The sequence below is a fragment of the Pedobacter sp. 22226 genome, from assembly GCF_052045455.1.
GTDB classification, from domain to species: Bacteria; Bacteroidota; Bacteroidia; order Sphingobacteriales; family Sphingobacteriaceae; genus Pedobacter; species Pedobacter jeongneungensis.
In genome coordinates this window covers 132,980-150,306 of sequence record NZ_JBQEPB010000012.1, presented here as the reverse complement: position 1 = coordinate 150,306, position 17,327 = coordinate 132,980, and the positions used below count along the sequence as shown (strand labels likewise).

Below are 17,327 nucleotides of genomic sequence, written 5' to 3'. Positions count from 1 at the left end.
AATGAAAGGTCTTCCTATAACCGATCTTGCGATCATCTTCATTTACCTTGTTGGGATGATATTAGTTGGAGTTTATTTTTCGCGAAAAAATAAAAATTCCGAGCAATTTACAAAAGCTTCGGGCCTGATCCCCGGATGGGCGATAGGTTTATCTATTTATGCAACATTTTTAAGTAGCAATACCTTTTTGGGGGTACCGGGTAAATCTTTTGGCGGAAACTGGAATGCATTTGTATTTAGCATTTCGATGCCTCTGGCAGCATGGGTAGCATCTAAATATTTTGTGCCTTTTTACCGCAATACGGGAGAGATTTCGGCTTATACCCATTTAGAAAAACGTTTCGGTGCGTGGGCGAGGGTTTATGCCGTAGTTTGTTTCTTATTGACGCAGCTGGCCAGGATGGGATCGATATTTTTCGGAATCGCATTGAGTTTACAGGCACTTACAGGTTATTCCATGCAGGTGATTATGATCGTTATGGGGATTTGTATCATCTTTTATACCGTTTTAGGAGGAATTGAAGCGGTAATATGGACGGAAGTTGTGCAAGCGATTGTAAAAACCTTAGGTGCACTGCTCATTTTATACCTGATCATCACAAACATGCCGGGCGGCGCATCAAAGATTGTAGAAATTGGAAAATCGGCTGATAAATTTAGTCTGGGCAGTTTTAAATTTGATTTCGTAGGATCCTCATTTTGGGTGGTTTTGCTTTATGGTTTTTTTATCAACCTGAACAATTTTGGGATGGACCAGAATTATATTCAGCGTTACCATACTGCATCATCAGGTAAAGCCGCGTCGAAATCTATCTGGTTGTGCGTTTGGTTATACATCCCGGCCTCATTGTTGTTTTTTATTATAGGATCTTGCTTGTTTGCTTATTATGAGGTTAATCCCGAACTGGTGCAATCGATAAAACACCAGGTAGCCGTTGAGCGCTTGCCTTTACATGCATCAGCAGCAGAAATATTGAAAGTACAAAATGCTTTGGTGCCGGCAGATTATGGCGATAAAATAATGCCGCATTTTATGGTCACTAAGATTCCGGTAGGTTTGGTCGGACTAATTGTTTCAGCAATTCTATCTGCTGCAATGAGTACCATCAGTTCGGGGATGAATGCTTCAGCGACTGTGTTTTCGGTAGATATTTATAAAAGATATTTCAAGCCTGGTATTACCGAAAAACAGAATTTATCGCTGTTACATTTAGCGACGGTAGGATTTGGACTGCTGGGCATGATCGCCGGGATTGCTATGATCGGCGTCAAAAGCATTTTAGATGTTTGGTGGGAACTATCAGGCATTTTTGCAGCCGGAATGCTGGGCCTATTCCTGCTCGGCATCATTAGCCGGCAAAGTAAAAACCACGAAGCCATCACCGCAACCATTATTGGTATCGCTGTAATTATATGGATGACATTTTCTTCCCTTCTTCCTCCGGAATACGAAGTTTTTAGAAATCCTTTACATAAAAACATGATTATCGTTATCGGTACTTTAACCATTTTTTTAACAGGACTTTTCCTGACAAAAATTAAAAATAAAAAGACAAAAACAGTCCTTTAAGCTCATTCCGACCTTATCCGGGCAAAACTACATAGAACATTTACCATATCATACTATAATGGAAAACTCACAAAAAGGGTTCATCCCGGTTATGCTCACGCCATTTTTGAGCAACGGTAACATCGATTTCCCTGCTTTAACTCAACTAACAGAAATTTACTTACAGGCCGGGGCATCAGGTTTATTTGCCAATTGCCTCTCGAGCGAAATGTTCGAATTAACCGATAAGGAAAGGATCCAGGCCATAAAACACGTAATAAAAGTGGCCAATGGTGCAGTACCTGTTGTTGCCACCGGAACTTTTGGAGGTGAAATTGCCAAACAGGCTGATTTTGTAAAGGAAGTGAGCGATGCCGGCGTAGAAGCGGTAATTGCCATTACCAGCTTATTGGCCAATGAAAATGAAACCGATGAAATATTTAACGAGCGTATTTTTCAGCTGCTTAGCCAGACAGGAGATATCCCAATGGGTTTTTACGAATGTCCGGTACCTTATAAAAGGGTGTTAAAACCAAAACAATTAGCTGATTTTGTAGCAACAGGGAGGGTAGTTTACCATAAAGATACCTGCCTGGATCTTGTGCAGATTAAAGAAAAGCTTAAACTTACTGATGGGAATGCTTTTGGTTTGTATGATGCTTATATGGGGCATGCAGTAGAATCCTTAAAGGCCGGTGCTTCAGGCTTATCCTGTATCCAGGGTAATTATTTTCCGGAGTTAATTGTTTGGTTATGTGATCATTATAGTGACGAATCGCTAAATGATGAGGTGCAGGCTGTGCAACAGTTTTTGATTGATAATATGGAGGTAATGCACCATGTTTATCCTGTGGTTTCAAAATATTTCCTTCAAAAACGGGGATTAAACATTTCAACTTTTACACGCAGAAACGTTGGTGCATTTACAACAAGTGAGGTAAAAGGCATGGAAACTTTATTTGATGACTACACTTCTCTACGCAACAATCTGAATATTAAGGTTTTTATATAATATTTTTTTTAAACCTCGCAGGTTTAAACATGAAAGACGTCTGCACTTGTTTCCAAACGAGCGCAAAATGAAATTTAATTCAAATACTTCCTTTTATAGTCCAGTGGCGTCATTCCGGTTACCTTTTTAAAGTGCCGGTAGAAATTCGATACATTGTTAAATCCGCAATCAAAACAGATCATCTCGGTGGGTAACTTATTCTCAATCAGAAACCTGCAGGCATGACTTACCCTGATCTCGATCAAAAAATCGTAAAAGGTTTTTTTAGTCATCAATTTAAAATAACGGCAGAAAGAAGTCACGCTTAAATTGCTTAATGAGGCCACTTCCTCTAAAGTAATGTCCTTTTTATAATTGCTGAGGGTATAATTGCAGATTTTATTAATGCGTAAAGTTTCCGATTCGTTCGATTGATAGAAAGTGTTTTTACTGGTTACAATTGTAGAATATTCATCCGTTTCGGCTAATGTTTTTAATATCGAAAGCAAAATAATTATCCGGTCTAAATTGGTTGCATCAACAGCAGCCCGCATTAAATCAACCAGTTTATCTTTGGCTTTTCCTTTAATCACCATCCCGCTTTTGGCTTTTTCGAACAATTTAGGGATCAGGTAAGCTTCCGGTAAAGTAAGCATGTATTTGCCCAAACAATCAGGCAGAAAATGAATCACCATGGCTTCCGTTGTCAGATCGGGATTATTCTGAAAGTACTCATCTTTACAGCGCCAGGTATGCGGGAGATTTTCGCCCAAAAGTACCATCTCATCAGGCACAAAATTGCTGATGTTGTCGCCAATAAAACGGACGCCCTCACCTTTAATTACATAATGAAGTTCAAGCTCGGGATGGTAATGCCAGATGTTTCCAAAATCGGGTTTAATGTCATGGCGGATACTGAAGGAGCTTTGTAAAGTAATGGGAACTTTATGAAAATGGGGTTTCATCTTTGTGTTAAAATATTTGGTTAACGCTGCAATAACCAATGCGGTAAAATTTTTGCAGCAGGCCTAAAGTTAAAGAGTTAAATGATAATATCCTATATTAATTTGCTAAAAACCATTAGAAAATAGTGTTTTTCTATGTTGAGTTTTGTATATAGCCGCAAAGGCGTAACCAAATTATAAACCGACAAATTATTTTTATATAAATTTTTTGTTTATTAATAAATGATGAGACAAGGAGAAACTACCAAAAATTCTACTAATTTAGGCTGGAAATTTAATTATCCATCTAACCAAAATTATGGTTACGCAACGTTTTCTCTTTAAATTTTTTACGCTATAAAAAAGAGCAGATTCCATTAAAAATAAATTCTATTTAAAATATCATAAACATGAAATCATCCATTTTGTCCCTGTTGTTAACATTTGCAGGTATTACAACCATTTTCGCGCAAAATAATGCTGCTGGCGATAAAGAAGCCTATACAAAAATGATTACCGACCGCGCTGCTAAAATTGTGGCTAATCTCGGCATTAGTGACGCTAAAAAAACAGAAAAAGTTACGGCAATTGTGCGCGATCAGTACAGCGATTTGAATGATATCTACGCTGCGCGTGACGGCAGAGTTAAAGAAATTAAAGAAAAAAACAAAGATAACAAGACAGAGCGAGATTCTGCATTGGCAAAAGATAGCCGTATGGTTGATGCCTCATTGGCTAAACTTCATAAAAAGTACATTAGCAAACTTTCTGCGCAACTTACTAATGAGCAGGTAGAACTGGTAAAAAATGGCATGACATATAATGTATTGCCCATCACTTACAAAGCTTATCAGGAAGAAATTTTAACATTAACGGACGATCAGAAAAAACAGATCCTTACCTGGTTAACCGAGGCCAGGGAGCATGCCATGGATGCAGAATCGTCAGATAAGAAACATGCCTGGTTTGGTAAATACAAAGGCCGCATCAACAATTATCTTTCGGCTGCCGGATACGACTTAAAGAAAGAAGGAATAGAGTGGGAGAAGCGTAGAAAAGCGAAAGAACAATCAAATTAGTATGTATAATGGAGCCTGTTTAGCACTCCATTATTTTTTTGTTTTTTTATTTAAGAATATTTCATTTATATATGAATTTAATTGTATATTGTATGAGTATTAAAATTACCTAAATAGCTTAAAATTAAATTGTTAACCAGTTTGATAAATAAGACAATTTGTACCCTTTGATTTGTTAATATCCCATATTTCACCCTATTTATTTATTGTGAAATATACTTTCTAACCAAAATAAGTTTTACTAAAAGAACAGAGATGAGAAATCTAAATTAAAATTATCCTAACCGAAATTTACAACGCTATCTAATCCCTTGCCTGACTAGCAAGCTGAAAAACAAACCAGAACAACACCTCCTTAACCGGAAAATTTATTAGATAACCAATAAAGCAACATACGCTTGCTTTGTGTGGATATGTTGCACCTTAATCATGGCATTTTATGGCATGCATAAGGAGAATTGAATCTAATTACTATTAAAAAACTAACCAAATAACAAATATGAACTCAAAATTTTTACGAAAAACCACGTGGGTTTTAGTGCTCATGCTGTCTACATGTGCCGCTGTTTTTGCCCAGCAAAAACAGATTACGGGTAAGGTTGTAGACAAAAAAGACGGGCAGCCTGTTCCTGGCGTAACTGTAGGGATCCGCGGTAAAACTAATAACGTAAGCACTAATGATAAAGGAGAATTTGCGCTGATTGCCGATCCGGCAACTGATGCTTTGGTTTTTTCTTTCGTTGGCTATATCAGACAGACCATTCCTTTAGCCGGAAAAACAAATTTAACTGTAAATTTTACAGAAGATACTCAGTCTTTGGATGAAGATGCTGTGGTGGTTATTGGTTACGGAACCAAAAAAAAATCAGAAATTCTTGGTGCTGTAGCAACCATTAGCGGTGCCGAAATTCAGGATGTTCCTGCACCTAACCTGGCAGGTGCATTAAGGAATAGGGTTGCTGGTGTTGGAGTGAGCCAGTCATCAGGCAGGCCAGGCTCTCCAATTACCTTAAATATCAGAAATTCTACCACTACCACTGCCGCGGCTGGTACCACAGATGAACCGCTTTATGTTGTCGATAATATTACCGTAACCAGAGAAGCTTTTGATAATATAGATGCTTCTATGATCGAAAATTTAACTTTCTTAAAAGATGCTTCTGCTGCAATTTATGGTGCTGCCGGTGCTAAAGGTGTTATCCTCGTTACTACAAAAAAAGGTAGAATAGGCAGGCCAAGTATCACATACAATGGTTACCTGGGCATTTCTGACGCGATTAAGGTGCCAAAAATGTTATCAGGATATGAGCATGCATTATTGTTAAATGATACCTTCCGTTCTCAGGGTGCTGCTGCATCGGATTATTTCGCTCCGGAAGATTTAGAGTATATCAAAACGCTGGATTATAAAAGCTGGTACGATGAAGTTTGGCAAGCGGCTGCTACTCAAAGACATAACATAGGTATTTCTGGGGGGAGTGATAAAATTACCTTTTTCGCAGGAGGAAGTTACCAGGGCGAAAACGGAAACTATGCAGGAATGAAATTTAATAAATATTCATTCCGAAGTGGTGTGGTTGCTACGGTAGCGAACGGCTTAAAAGCAGATGTGAATTTTAACGTAGATTATGGTACAAAAGAACTGCACCATAATGCTCAGGATAATGATGCAGCCTTTTTTGAAAGACTGATAACAGTTCCAAGATGGGTTCCAATTGCTATCGATGGAAAATTTGTTAATTATAACGTTAGCGGAGTAAATCCTGCTAATATAAATCCGTTAGCCATTTCAGAATCTGGTTACTATAATAATGGCTCCAATAAATCATACCGTATTAATGCGGCATTAACTTACGAACCAACCTTTTTAAAAGGACTTGTAATAAAAGGTCAGGTTTCGCAATCAAGCGGATCTTCGAAAAACACACAATATATACCACCATTTACGCTGTATAATTTTGTGAAAAGAGGTAATAACCAGGAATTATTTACCAATCAGTTACCAACGGCAACTGCCGCAACTTTTCAGCCAACAAGTGCAGCAAACTCATCGTTCACGCCGGGTTTAAGTGATAATAACAGCTATCAGTTTTTTCTAACGCTTCAATATAACAAGACAATCGCAAAGCACACATTTGGCATATTGGCGGGTGCTGAGCAGAGTGAAGGCAATACACAAAATTCAACTGTGCGCTACACCAATCAGCTTATTCCCGGTGCAGATCAATTCTGGGCCTATGATATCAATACATTGGTGGCATCAAATTTAGAAAGGACAGCTGTTTCAAAGCGATCTGGTTTTGCCCGTTTTAGTTATGATTTTGATAAAAAGTACCTGGTTGAAGGTATTGCCCGTATCGACGCATCATCTAACTTCGCTTTAGGCAACCGATGGGGTGTTTCGCCAAATATTGGAATAGGGTGGGTAGTGAGTCAGGAAAAGTTCTTTAAAAACAGCAAAGTGCTTGGCTTCATCAATTTCCTAAAATTAAAGGCAAATGTTGGTACCACCGGAGATGACAGGGTTGGGGTGCGTTTATGGCAAGACAGGTTCCAGATTGATGTAACCAATGGATACATTTATGGTAATGCCAATTCAAACAGTTTAAACCGTTCGCGTTTAGCCAATCCAGATATTACCTGGGAAAAGAAAAGAACAATTAACGTGGGTTTAGAATCTTCGATGTTTAACAACAAGCTGGATATTAGTATTGAGGCTTTCCAAAACTATACTTATGATGGTTTCGAATTGGGCGCAAATAATCAATATCCACAATATTTTGGTACGCAGGCGCCGGTATTAAATTACAGACAACTTTATAACTGGGGCTCCGAATTCAGTATAGGCTATAAAGCAAAACTTGCAACAGACCTGAATCTTAGTGCGAGCATCAATTTCTCATACGGTAACTCCGTTACAGACAGAATTCTTTATACACCTGGAAACCTGATCAACAATACATTTCCTAACTTACAATTATTCGGTACTGACCCGCGTAAATACAATACCAGCAATTATGGTTTAAGAAACCTGGGCATGTTCAGAACGCAGGGCGAGGTTGATAGCTGGATGGCGAAATACCCCAATTACAGGATCTACGATAAAATTCCGCAACCCGGTTGGTTGTATTATGAAGATACCAATGCCGACGGCGTGATATCTGATAGCGATTTAGCGCCTTTATATAACAACACAAATGCATTTTTTGCATCTGGTATCTCATTAAATTTAACCTATAAAAACTTCAGTTTAAATACAAATATCAATGCAAGATTTGGTGGTAAAATTTTCTACGACAGCAGGGCGAGAACAGCTCCGTCGAAAACCAGAAATACCTTATCAATCTGGACTGATCGCTGGACGTTAGATAATCCAATGGAAGGCAAATACCCCAGGTTTGATGATCCATCATTAGGAATCAACTCAGATTTTTGGGCTGTTGACGGAACGATGATCCGCATCAATACCATGACTTTAAGTTATAAAGCACCTACGGCTTTTGCAAACAAATTAGGAATCGGCGGAGCCCGGATTCTACTCACCGGAAATAATCTTTGGACAATTGTAAATCCTTTACCATATAAAGATCCGTACACTTCCAGTGCATGGGATTATCCAATGTTGAGAACGATATCTTTAGGATTAAGTGTTAACCTGTAATTTTTTTGAGCAATGATTAATCAAATAAAAAACAATATAAAAAAGGCAGTAGCTGTTTTAATGCTAGCTGCACTTTTGCCTGCTTGTGTAAATAAAGATGAATTTTTCTTGTTACCGGATACTGGCGGTATCGATCAGGCCATTTGGGATAACGAGGGTTCAGTACAGTTGCACCTCAACAGGGTGTATGATGTAGCCATGTACCAGTTTCCATTACAGCTTGTTCCTGATCGCTATGGTGTTCACTATGCAAGTGATGAGAACTATTTTCCAGATGGTGATGCAAATGCAAAAGCAGCACTTGGATTACAAGGTGTGTTGGGAAACAACGATGTAAGGTACACTGGTAACACTTATGGTGGTAACCCGGGACAGAATAAATACTGGGACATTGCAAGATGTAATGATGCTATCGCCAATCTTCCAGGAAGTAATATGGTTGCCGCTAAGAAAAATGAATTGCTTGGGCAATATTATGCACTAAGGGCAATAACCTATTTCGAATTGGTTAAAGTTTACGGTGGTGTTCCTCTGCCATTAACGCCACAGGGAGGAGAAAGTATATACGATGAAGGCAGAAGACCGGCTAAAGAATGTTTTGCGGCCATATTAAGCGATCTGAATAATGCTATTGTATTATTAGATGGCTTCGCACCAAATGATGCCGACGGAAGAGGTAAAATTACAAAGCTGATTGCCACATGCTTAAAAGCAAAAGTATTATTGTATTGGGCCAGTCCCCAGTTTAACCCTACCAACGATGCAAAACATCCTTTTCAGGCTTCGAGATGGGCCGACGCTTTAACCATTAATAAAGAAGCTTATGATATGTGTGTTGCGGCGGGAAAAAAATTAATGCCAAATTATTTGGATATTTTTCGTGTAGAAGGCACGGCCAATACCGAAGCAATCCTTGTCAGAACTTATTCAAATACAGTACCCAACAGAGGGAACGGAACTGAGCAGCGTGTCAGACCAACATCTGAAGGTGGAAGCACTGGTTTTCCGAATACTTACTTTATGCCTACCACAAAAATGCTGGATGCCTATCCGATGAAGGATGGAAAGCCATTAAATACATCTACGGCTTTTCCATACGATGCAACCATGTTCTGGCAAAACAGAGATCCGAGATTTGAAGCCACTTTTGCTACAAACGGTTCGGTATATCCTTTAAGCGGAAATGCAAACAGAAAACAGTGGACATATAACCTTGCCGTTGGAGAGAGCAGCGGAGTGGCAGTATATGTAAAGCGTTTTTCTACACCTGCTTTAACAGCAAGCGCCTCTGTTTACAATAGTTCTGTTGGTGGTGGAAGTGGTATGGACTGGATTGAACTTAGGTTTGCAGAAGTAATGCTGAATTATGCTGACTGTTTGAATGAAACTGGAAATATTGCAGGTGCAAAAGATTTAATAAGACAAATTCGGGTGAGAGCCGGGGTAGTGGCCGGGGATGCAGATTATGGGCTTGCACTGGCTGGCAGCACTGCCCAGTTGCGTAACTTAATTCTTAACGAAAGACAAATTGAATTCGCTTTTGAAAACAAACGTAATTCAGATTTGAGAAGATCACGTACCATGCACCTGTTAACCGGAAATATGTCTAAACTGGAAGTGCAGCTGGTGAATCCTCCCGTAGGATCCGACCAGAAAGACAAAAAAGTGCTAGAAGACCCAACAGTTCCGGGAGGTACAACATTGTTCAGAGAAACCTTAAATATCAATGATAAAGCAACTTATACGAAGTATTTTAAAAATGTTATCATCACAAACACCACATATTTACCGTATAACGTACCCGAATTTCATTACTTCTACACCTTTCATAATGATTTTGTGAGTTTTGGTAACAAAATTCTGCCAACAATTGGATGGGCTGGTGGCACATTCGACCCTCTTGATTAATATTTAAAGAATAAATGTTTCAGTTGATCTGACTAAAAATTAAAATAATGAAAACTAAATATATTAACAAGTTACTCATCGGATTATGCCTGTTTCTTTTCTCTTCGTGTAAAAAGGAGTCGGCAAACATATTTAATATGTTCGAAGATGTTACCGTAACATTCAACAACAGCGATCCCCGCTGCGTTACCGATTATAAAGTAATTAATGATAAAGAAGAGGTGTGGATTGATTTTACCATAAACTCTGCTAAAGAAGACATGTATTCTTACGTGTTTGAGGTTTCTGCAGGTACACAACAGTCTACACGTTATACCATCGCAATTACCGATCCTGCCAAGCGCAGAAGTTTTTCAACCATTATTAAACTTCCCAATAGCGCTTTTCCGGCAGCTGCACTTCGTGATGGTAAACAGAGTTATCGTATTTGTGCGTTAAATGAAAAAGGAGTGTACATTGGCGACGGATACAAAAAAGTAACCGTTGATGTAAATCCAAGTTTCATGATTTACGCCAACAGAGATATTTATTTGCCTGATACCGTGGCGAAATCTTTACCAAGCTTTTTATCACTTACAGATGCTACTGGTTTTAGTTATACCACTGCTTCAGCTAACGCTGCGAAGATAGATTTCGGTATATATAGAAAGCCCGGCTCAAATTCTACAGTTCAGACGCCAACCTGGGTGGTAAATTTATATTCGTTAAGTGTAACTACTAATCCATTAACCGTTTATGATATTAGTGGCTTTAGTCCGAAGAGAGCCACTAAGTTTAGTCAGCCGGTTACCGGTCAGGCTACTGCATTTCTGACCACGGCAATTTCCGGCTCATCGATAGAAACCCTGGCTAAAGCAAGGGCAATTACTTTTAACGAAACTACTCAAACTGTTCCGGCTAATGGTTTGGCGCCAGGTAATGCAATATTTTTCCTTACTCCGGAAGGTAAATATGGGATGTTATATATTAATGCAGTTACATCCGACTTGCAGAAAAGACCTTATATTAATGTCAGCATTAAAGTGCAGCGTTAAATGTTTTGTCCGGCGGCTGGTACCGCCATATATTTGGTTTGATCAAAAGGGAGCAGCGATTGCTCCCTTTTCTATTTACTGCCATTTAAATTAAGAGGCAGATAATGGAATTCTGACTGCTTCTTTTTCTTCCTTTTTAAAGAAAATGATATCAATATTCTAGAACTACACTTCAATTTCTTATAGCAATAGCATCGTTTTTAAGCCTAAATTTAAGGGAGCATTTATTTTGCTTCCTTTTCTTTTGTAAATATTTTTTTACCAAAACTTTAAAATAAGCGTTAAAACAACGTTTTTAACTTCCGTTACGGTTAAAATTTAATATTAAAATATTTTTTATTTAAATATTGTATTTATATATGAATTTATTATCTACCTTGTATGATGCTAACTGTACCATGTTTTATTAGTTAACTGAGAACTCTTTAAATGATAAAATGGTATAATAGCTGGAGAAAATTATACAAAAAATAGCCATATTTTGCATGCAATTTTGAATTATAATATACTTTCTAACCAAATAATTATCGACACCAAAATAAAAAATGAGCCAAATCACTGCATTCCATTTAAGTTATTCTTATCTACGAAACACCGTTTAATCCTGACTTAACCGATCCGAAAAAAATCATTCTTGATATCGCTAAATTAATGCTCTCCGCTTGCAAAGTTTAAAATAACACTATATAACAGAAATAACTCAGGTTAAAACCTAGGTTATTAAGAAAAAGAACGACAATAAAACTTGTCGAAATTAGATTAAAAACTAACCAAATAACAAGATGAACTTAAAATTTTTACGCAAAATTTCTTTGTCCTTGCTTTTTATGCTGCTGGCAAGTACAATCCTCTTTGCCCAGGACCGAAAGGTGACCGGAAAGGTTGTCGATCAGGCCGATGGACAGGGGATACCCGGTGTAAATGTAAGCTTAAAGGGGATTCCGAGTAATGTAAGTACAAATTCGGATGGAAATTTTACCATTCAGGTAAAATCTGATGCTGATGTGCTGGTATTTTCTTTTATCGGATACGTTAGGCAGCAAATTACTGTAGGTAAACAAACCAACATTGCTATACGCCTGGTATCCGAAAACAAGAGCCTTGAAGATGTAGTGGTAGTCGGTTACGGCACGCAGAAAAGAAGTCATTTAACAGGCGCCGTGGTTGATATTAAAGCGGCAGAAGTAGAAGATCTTCCTGCAAGTAACATCGGTGCTTCACTGGCCGGAAAAATATTGGGTGTTGGGGTAAGCGGGGGTATTTCCAGACCAGGTTCTACAGCAAAGCTTACCATCAGAAATCCGAATACCATATTTTCTAAAGATGGCGGTTCTACCGATCCACTTTATGTTATCGATGATGTTATCCAGATTAACCCCTCAAACGGACAACCGGATGCAACACTTTTCAATAACCTTGATCCTTCTGAGATTGAGAGTTTATCTTTCTTAAAAGATGCATCAGCCGCAATTTATGGTACAAGAGCAGGTAACGGAGTCGTATTGGTAAAAACTAAACGAGGTAAAATTGGTCCGCCTCGCATCAGTTATAGCGGCTCGTACGCATTTAACGATGAAGCTTACAGAACGAAAATGTTGAGTGCTTATCAGTTTGGCATGTATTATAATATTATGAACGGACCTAACGGCGCTAATGTAAATCCGACTGGTCCTTCAGCAGCAGATAGTTTCTTTAGCCAGGATGAGCTTGAACATTTTAAAAACATTAATTACGACTGGCTGGAAGATGCATGGAAATCCTCCTACAACATGAAACATACCCTAAGTGTTTCGGGAGGCTCAGACCGCGCAACTTATTTTGGCGATATTGCTTACTATAAGCAGGATGGAAACCTTTCGAGTCTTGATTTTAAACGCTGGAATTTCAGGTCGGGTGCAGATATTAAAGTTGCAACAAATCTGAAAGTAGGTTTACAGGTTTCAGGAAACAACAGCGAACTGATTAAAACTTTTAATAAAATTGGTAGTGAGCTGGATGACAACGATTACCGTAACCTGATTCTTGCACCACGTTATGTTCCAATGTACATTAACGGATACCCTGTTAAATTACCAGGAACAACCAACGATTTTTCTACCTATCATTTTTACGAAATTGAAAAATTGGGTAACCTTGCCAACACCAGAAACAACAATTTTACAGTTAACCTGAATGCACAATACGATATTCCATTTGTAAAAGGTTTGAGTGCAAGGGCTGCTTATTCAAGAAATATGGGCAGTAGTAATGGTTCCCAGATTGGTACAAAGTATAATATATATACCTTTACTACACTGGGCACAAACAAACATATTTATGACGGCGCTACAACTCCTGTAGCACTTACCGCATCGAATGGAAACAGGCTCTATTATTCGAATACCACACAGAGCTCAACGCAATCCAACTTTGTGCTTACCTACAACCGCTCATTCGGGAAACATACGATTGGTGCTTTGGCAACAGTCGAAAAATCGGAACAGGCTTATAATAACGAGGTGGTATTTAAAGCAGATCCTATACAGCAAACAAATGGTCAGTTTAACTCCGCAACAGGTGCTATTGATGGAAGCACCACAAAATCAGAAGGTGGATCGCTATCTTATGTGGCAAGAGCCAATTATAGTTATGCAGATAAATACCTTGCTGAATTTATGTTCAGGAGTGATGCTTCTACCAAATTTGCACCAGGTAACTATTGGGGCAATTTTTATTCAGGTTCATTAGGCTGGGTAATTTCGGAAGAAGACTTTTTTAAAGTGCCGGGTATTGATTTCTTAAAATTAAGATACTCAATAGGTTTATTAGGAAATGACCAAACCAAAGCATGGCTGTGGAGACAGCGTTATACCTTCCAGGATGGTAAGGGCGGAGTATTCGGAGCTGATTTAGGTGCAACTGCAGGCTACAAAATGGAGGCTTCGCCAAATCCGGATGCAACATGGAGCGACGAGTTGAAAAACAACGTGGGTATTGATGCCAAGTTTCTTAAAAACCGCCTTACTTTCTCTGCTGATGGCTACTATAACCATGCTACAAATATCTTAACAGAGGTAACATCCAACATTCCAATTACCATTGGTGGCTCGGTAGCTTCACAAAACTATGCAACTGCCGATTATTTTGGTTACGAAATAGGTATTGGCTGGAATGATAAAATTGGAAAAGATTTCAGCTATGGTGTCGATTTCAGATTTGCCTGGTCGGATAACAAAGTTATTAAAGCAGATTATAATGCCAATGATGTTTTATACCCCTGGAATCCCCGAAACGGAACCTCATCTGATGTAGGCAAATGGGGCTATGATTATTTAGGGATGTTTAAGGATCAGGCAGAAATTGATGCCTATGTAAGCACATACAAAATTACGGCCGTTAGTCCTGGCAATGCCGGAAGTGCAACTACCGTGCTGGCAAAAGATTTAAAACCAGGTATGCTCTATTACAGAGATGTGAGAGGTCCGCTACAGCCCGATGGAAGCTTTGCTGGTCCCGATGGTATTATTGACTTTAATGATCAGGTACAATTATCGAAAAAAGCCACCAACCACTATGGTTACGGTACAACATTGAAAGCCAGTTATAAAGGAATTGGGATAGAAGCCGTAATTTCAGGTTCGTTTGGTGGATGGTCGGAAATTGATGCCCGTAAAAAAATGAACAATTCAATCTCTCGTACTTTTGCAAGTGTACCCGAAATCTGGGGAGATATTTATGATCCTATCCTTAATCCGACAGGTACCATGCCAAACCCTAACTGGGAATCAACAAGTTTAAGTCCAACATCAAATTTCTGGAAAGTTTCTTCTTTCAGGATGCGTTTAGCCAGCTTACAGCTAAATTATTCTCTTCCAAAACGCTGGCTTGAAAAAGTTAAATTAAATAATGTACGCGTTTACGCAACAGCCTTAAACCCATACAATTTTTATAACCCATATTCTTATAGAGACAGTGATACGGCATACGACGTGTTTCCAAACCTGAAAACATTCTCTTTTGGATTAAACGTAACGTTTTAATAATTAAAGTAGTTATACTATTAAATTTTAAAGACATGAAAAAGAATAAAATAATATATGTTTTGGTTTCGCTGGTTATTTTAAGTGCCAGTTGCAAAGACAGTTTTTTAGAAGAGAAAAAAGATTATGCAGGCTTTAATGAGCAGGTTTTTCAGGAAGCATCACTGGCTTCGGGTTATGTAGATTATGTATATGGGTTATTTTTGCCTGCAAATAACGGCACGCCAAATGTGCAGGTACAAAGTGCTACCGAGAACGGAGCCTACAGTTCGGCCTTTACACAAACTACAGATGAGCTGGCCGGTGAAACGGATTGGAATAAAGAATGGGCACAGATTTCTTATGTAAATTCAAATGCTTTGAAATACTTTGGCCAGCGTTTGCCAAGCAGTGTAGCCAACAACACCTGGACACGTATGAAAGAGATCAATTTATTTCTACAGGAAATTGATAAACACGGCCTTCCTTCTGATGTAACAGCAAAATTTAAAGGACAGATGTATTTTTGGAGAGCCTGGCAATATTTTGAACTGGTTAAACTTTACGGCGGTGTGCCTTTGGTTTTGCTGCCGCAGGACCCAATTGTTTCATCGGCAAGCTCCAATGAAATCCAAAGAAGTTCTACATCGGCCTGCATTGAGCAAATAACCAAAGATTTAGATCTGGCGATATCTTTGCTACCCGGAAGATGGTCGGGGAATGATAATGGCAGGATTACTTCCGGTGCAGCAGCAGCATTAAAGGGTAGGGTATTACTTACCTGGGCAAGTCCGCTTTTTAACCGCACTGATGACCGGGTACGCTGGGAAAAAGCCTACCAGGCCAATTTAGCAGCAAAAACCTTATTAGAATCGAATGGATTTGGCCTATTTAAAGAAGGTGGAACGGCAAACGGTGTAGCCTGGGGCGCTATGTTTGTAAAAGACCACAGTATAGAAGCGGTATTCGAATTTGGTTTTAATGCCTTATCTACCGGCAATACACAAAGGAACAATGGATGGGAACAGGCTACCAGATCAAGAGAAATTAATGGGGCGGGTTCCATTTCTCCCACTAAACAAATTGTAGATGCTTTTCCGATGCGCGATGGAAAGCCCATAAATGCATCGTCTGCTGCATATCCTTATACGGAAGGTAAATTCTATAAAAACAGAGATCCCCGCTTTTATAAAACCTTTGTTTATAATGGCGCAACCTGGCCTTATGGAGGAAATGCAAATTACAAACAGTGGACATACGTTTGGAAAAAAGCAGCAAATACCGGTTATAATGCAACTACCGAAACAAAAGGTGCTAATGGCAGCGGTATATACTTATGTAAAGCAAACAATCCAACAGCGAGCAATACCATAGGTAATTTTAGTAATAGTGCAACCGATTATATGGAAATAAGATTTGCGGAAGTTGTACTTAATCTTGCCGAATCGGCTATAGGTGCAGATAAAACCCCTGAAGGTTTTGAAGGCATAAAATCAATAAGAGAACGTGCCGGAATTTTACCAGGAACAGACGGATCTTATGGTTTGGGCGTAGGCTTAAGCCGCGACCAATTATTTGCGGCAGTACTGAATGAAAGAAAAGTAGAGTTTGCATACGAAAGTAAACGATTCTGGGACTTAAGAAGATGGATGCTTTTTGAATCGGGCCCAACAACTTCGAGATTAGGATTTGCACCATTGAATGGAACACGAAGAACCGGTTTTTACATCAGTGTAAAAAACCAGGCGGGTGATGACTATGTTGCACCAACACCTACCTCAACAATTGATCCGCTGATCAAACAATCTAACGGTACTGTTGCGGTAATTGACAGAGATGCTACCACTTATCCAGCTGGTATTACCACAGCTGATCAATATCTTGATTACCTTTACGATAAATACTTTAAAGTAGGCGTAAGAGACGACCTTGACAAAACAAGTCCGGCGAATTGGAAATTCACCTGGTACCCTCAATATTATTTCTTTGGAATCAATCAAACCGTATTATCCGCAAGCCCTTATCTGCAACAAACAACAGGATGGGATAGCATGAATGGTGCCGGTACATTCGATCCGCTGAAGTAAACACGATCTTAGGGCGGTTTGCTCACCGCCCTGGTTTTTTATATTTGGTTTTTAGAAAAAGGGAACATTAATTTGT

9 protein-coding genes are annotated in these 17,327 nt (G+C 38.9%); 8 read left to right on the top strand and 1 reads right to left on the bottom strand.

The features are described 5' to 3' along the window. The first annotated feature begins 55 nt into the window (after positions 1-55). Together ACTJKC_RS23630 and ACTJKC_RS23625 are read left to right on the top strand one after the other, a co-directional pair. A complete protein-coding gene (locus ACTJKC_RS23630; RefSeq protein WP_440795897.1) occupies positions 56-1,570 on the top strand; it encodes a sodium:solute symporter in 1,515 nt (504 codons plus the stop codon). Between the two features lie 58 nt (positions 1,571-1,628). Beyond that, complete coding sequence (locus ACTJKC_RS23625) at positions 1,629-2,561, top strand: dihydrodipicolinate synthase family protein (RefSeq protein ID WP_440795896.1); 933 nt, start codon at positions 1,629-1,631, stop codon at positions 2,559-2,561. Between the two features lie 74 nt (positions 2,562-2,635). Here ACTJKC_RS23625 and ACTJKC_RS23620 read toward each other — a convergent pair whose 3' ends face one another. Next, positions 2,636-3,505 carry an AraC family transcriptional regulator gene (locus ACTJKC_RS23620; RefSeq protein WP_025143623.1) on the bottom strand — a complete coding sequence of 290 codons (870 nt, stop codon included), beginning with the start codon at positions 3,503-3,505 and terminating at the stop codon, positions 2,636-2,638. Positions 3,506-3,894: 389 nt separating this feature from the next. Between ACTJKC_RS23620 and ACTJKC_RS23615 the strand changes: the two genes are divergently transcribed. From ACTJKC_RS23615 to ACTJKC_RS23590, 6 genes are all read left to right on the top strand, one after another. Continuing rightward, on the top strand, positions 3,895-4,563 hold the full coding sequence (locus ACTJKC_RS23615; protein WP_440795893.1) for a DUF3826 domain-containing protein: 669 nt from the start codon (positions 3,895-3,897) through the stop codon (positions 4,561-4,563). 544 nt (positions 4,564-5,107) lie between these two features. Beyond that, entirely contained in the window at positions 5,108-8,224 is a 3,117-nt protein-coding gene (locus ACTJKC_RS23610) for a SusC/RagA family TonB-linked outer membrane protein (protein ID WP_440795891.1), read from the top strand. Positions 8,225-8,236: 12 nt separating this feature from the next. After that, positions 8,237-10,132, top strand: a complete 1,896-nt coding sequence (locus tag ACTJKC_RS23605; RefSeq protein ID WP_440795889.1) for a RagB/SusD family nutrient uptake outer membrane protein — start codon at positions 8,237-8,239, stop codon at positions 10,130-10,132. A 47-nt stretch (positions 10,133-10,179) separates the two neighbouring features. Continuing rightward, a complete protein-coding gene (locus ACTJKC_RS23600; protein ID WP_440795887.1) occupies positions 10,180-11,166 on the top strand; it encodes a hypothetical protein in 987 nt (328 codons plus the stop codon). 782 nt (positions 11,167-11,948) lie between these two features. After that, on the top strand, positions 11,949-15,185 hold the full coding sequence (locus ACTJKC_RS23595; protein WP_440795885.1) for a SusC/RagA family TonB-linked outer membrane protein: 3,237 nt from the start codon (positions 11,949-11,951) through the stop codon (positions 15,183-15,185). A 35-nt stretch (positions 15,186-15,220) separates the two neighbouring features. Beyond that, a complete protein-coding gene (locus tag ACTJKC_RS23590) occupies positions 15,221-17,251 on the top strand; it encodes a RagB/SusD family nutrient uptake outer membrane protein (RefSeq protein WP_440795883.1) in 2,031 nt (676 codons plus the stop codon). Positions 17,252-17,327: the final 76 nt, after the last annotated feature.

Coding starts and splice junctions, on each gene's coding strand:
- ACTJKC_RS23630 (WP_440795897.1), top strand. CDS start 56: ATGATATTAGTTGGAGTTTATTTTTCGCGAAAAAATAAAAATTCCGAG.
- ACTJKC_RS23625 (WP_440795896.1), top strand. CDS start 1,629: ATGGAAAACTCACAAAAAGGGTTCATCCCGGTTATGCTCACGCCATTT.
- ACTJKC_RS23620 (WP_025143623.1), bottom strand. CDS start 3,505: ATGAAACCCCATTTTCATAAAGTTCCCATTACTTTACAAAGCTCCTTC.
- ACTJKC_RS23615 (WP_440795893.1), top strand. CDS start 3,895: ATGAAATCATCCATTTTGTCCCTGTTGTTAACATTTGCAGGTATTACA.
- ACTJKC_RS23610 (WP_440795891.1), top strand. CDS start 5,108: ATGCTGTCTACATGTGCCGCTGTTTTTGCCCAGCAAAAACAGATTACG.
- ACTJKC_RS23605 (WP_440795889.1), top strand. CDS start 8,237: ATGATTAATCAAATAAAAAACAATATAAAAAAGGCAGTAGCTGTTTTA.
- ACTJKC_RS23600 (WP_440795887.1), top strand. CDS start 10,180: ATGAAAACTAAATATATTAACAAGTTACTCATCGGATTATGCCTGTTT.
- ACTJKC_RS23595 (WP_440795885.1), top strand. CDS start 11,949: ATGAACTTAAAATTTTTACGCAAAATTTCTTTGTCCTTGCTTTTTATG.
- ACTJKC_RS23590 (WP_440795883.1), top strand. CDS start 15,221: ATGAAAAAGAATAAAATAATATATGTTTTGGTTTCGCTGGTTATTTTA.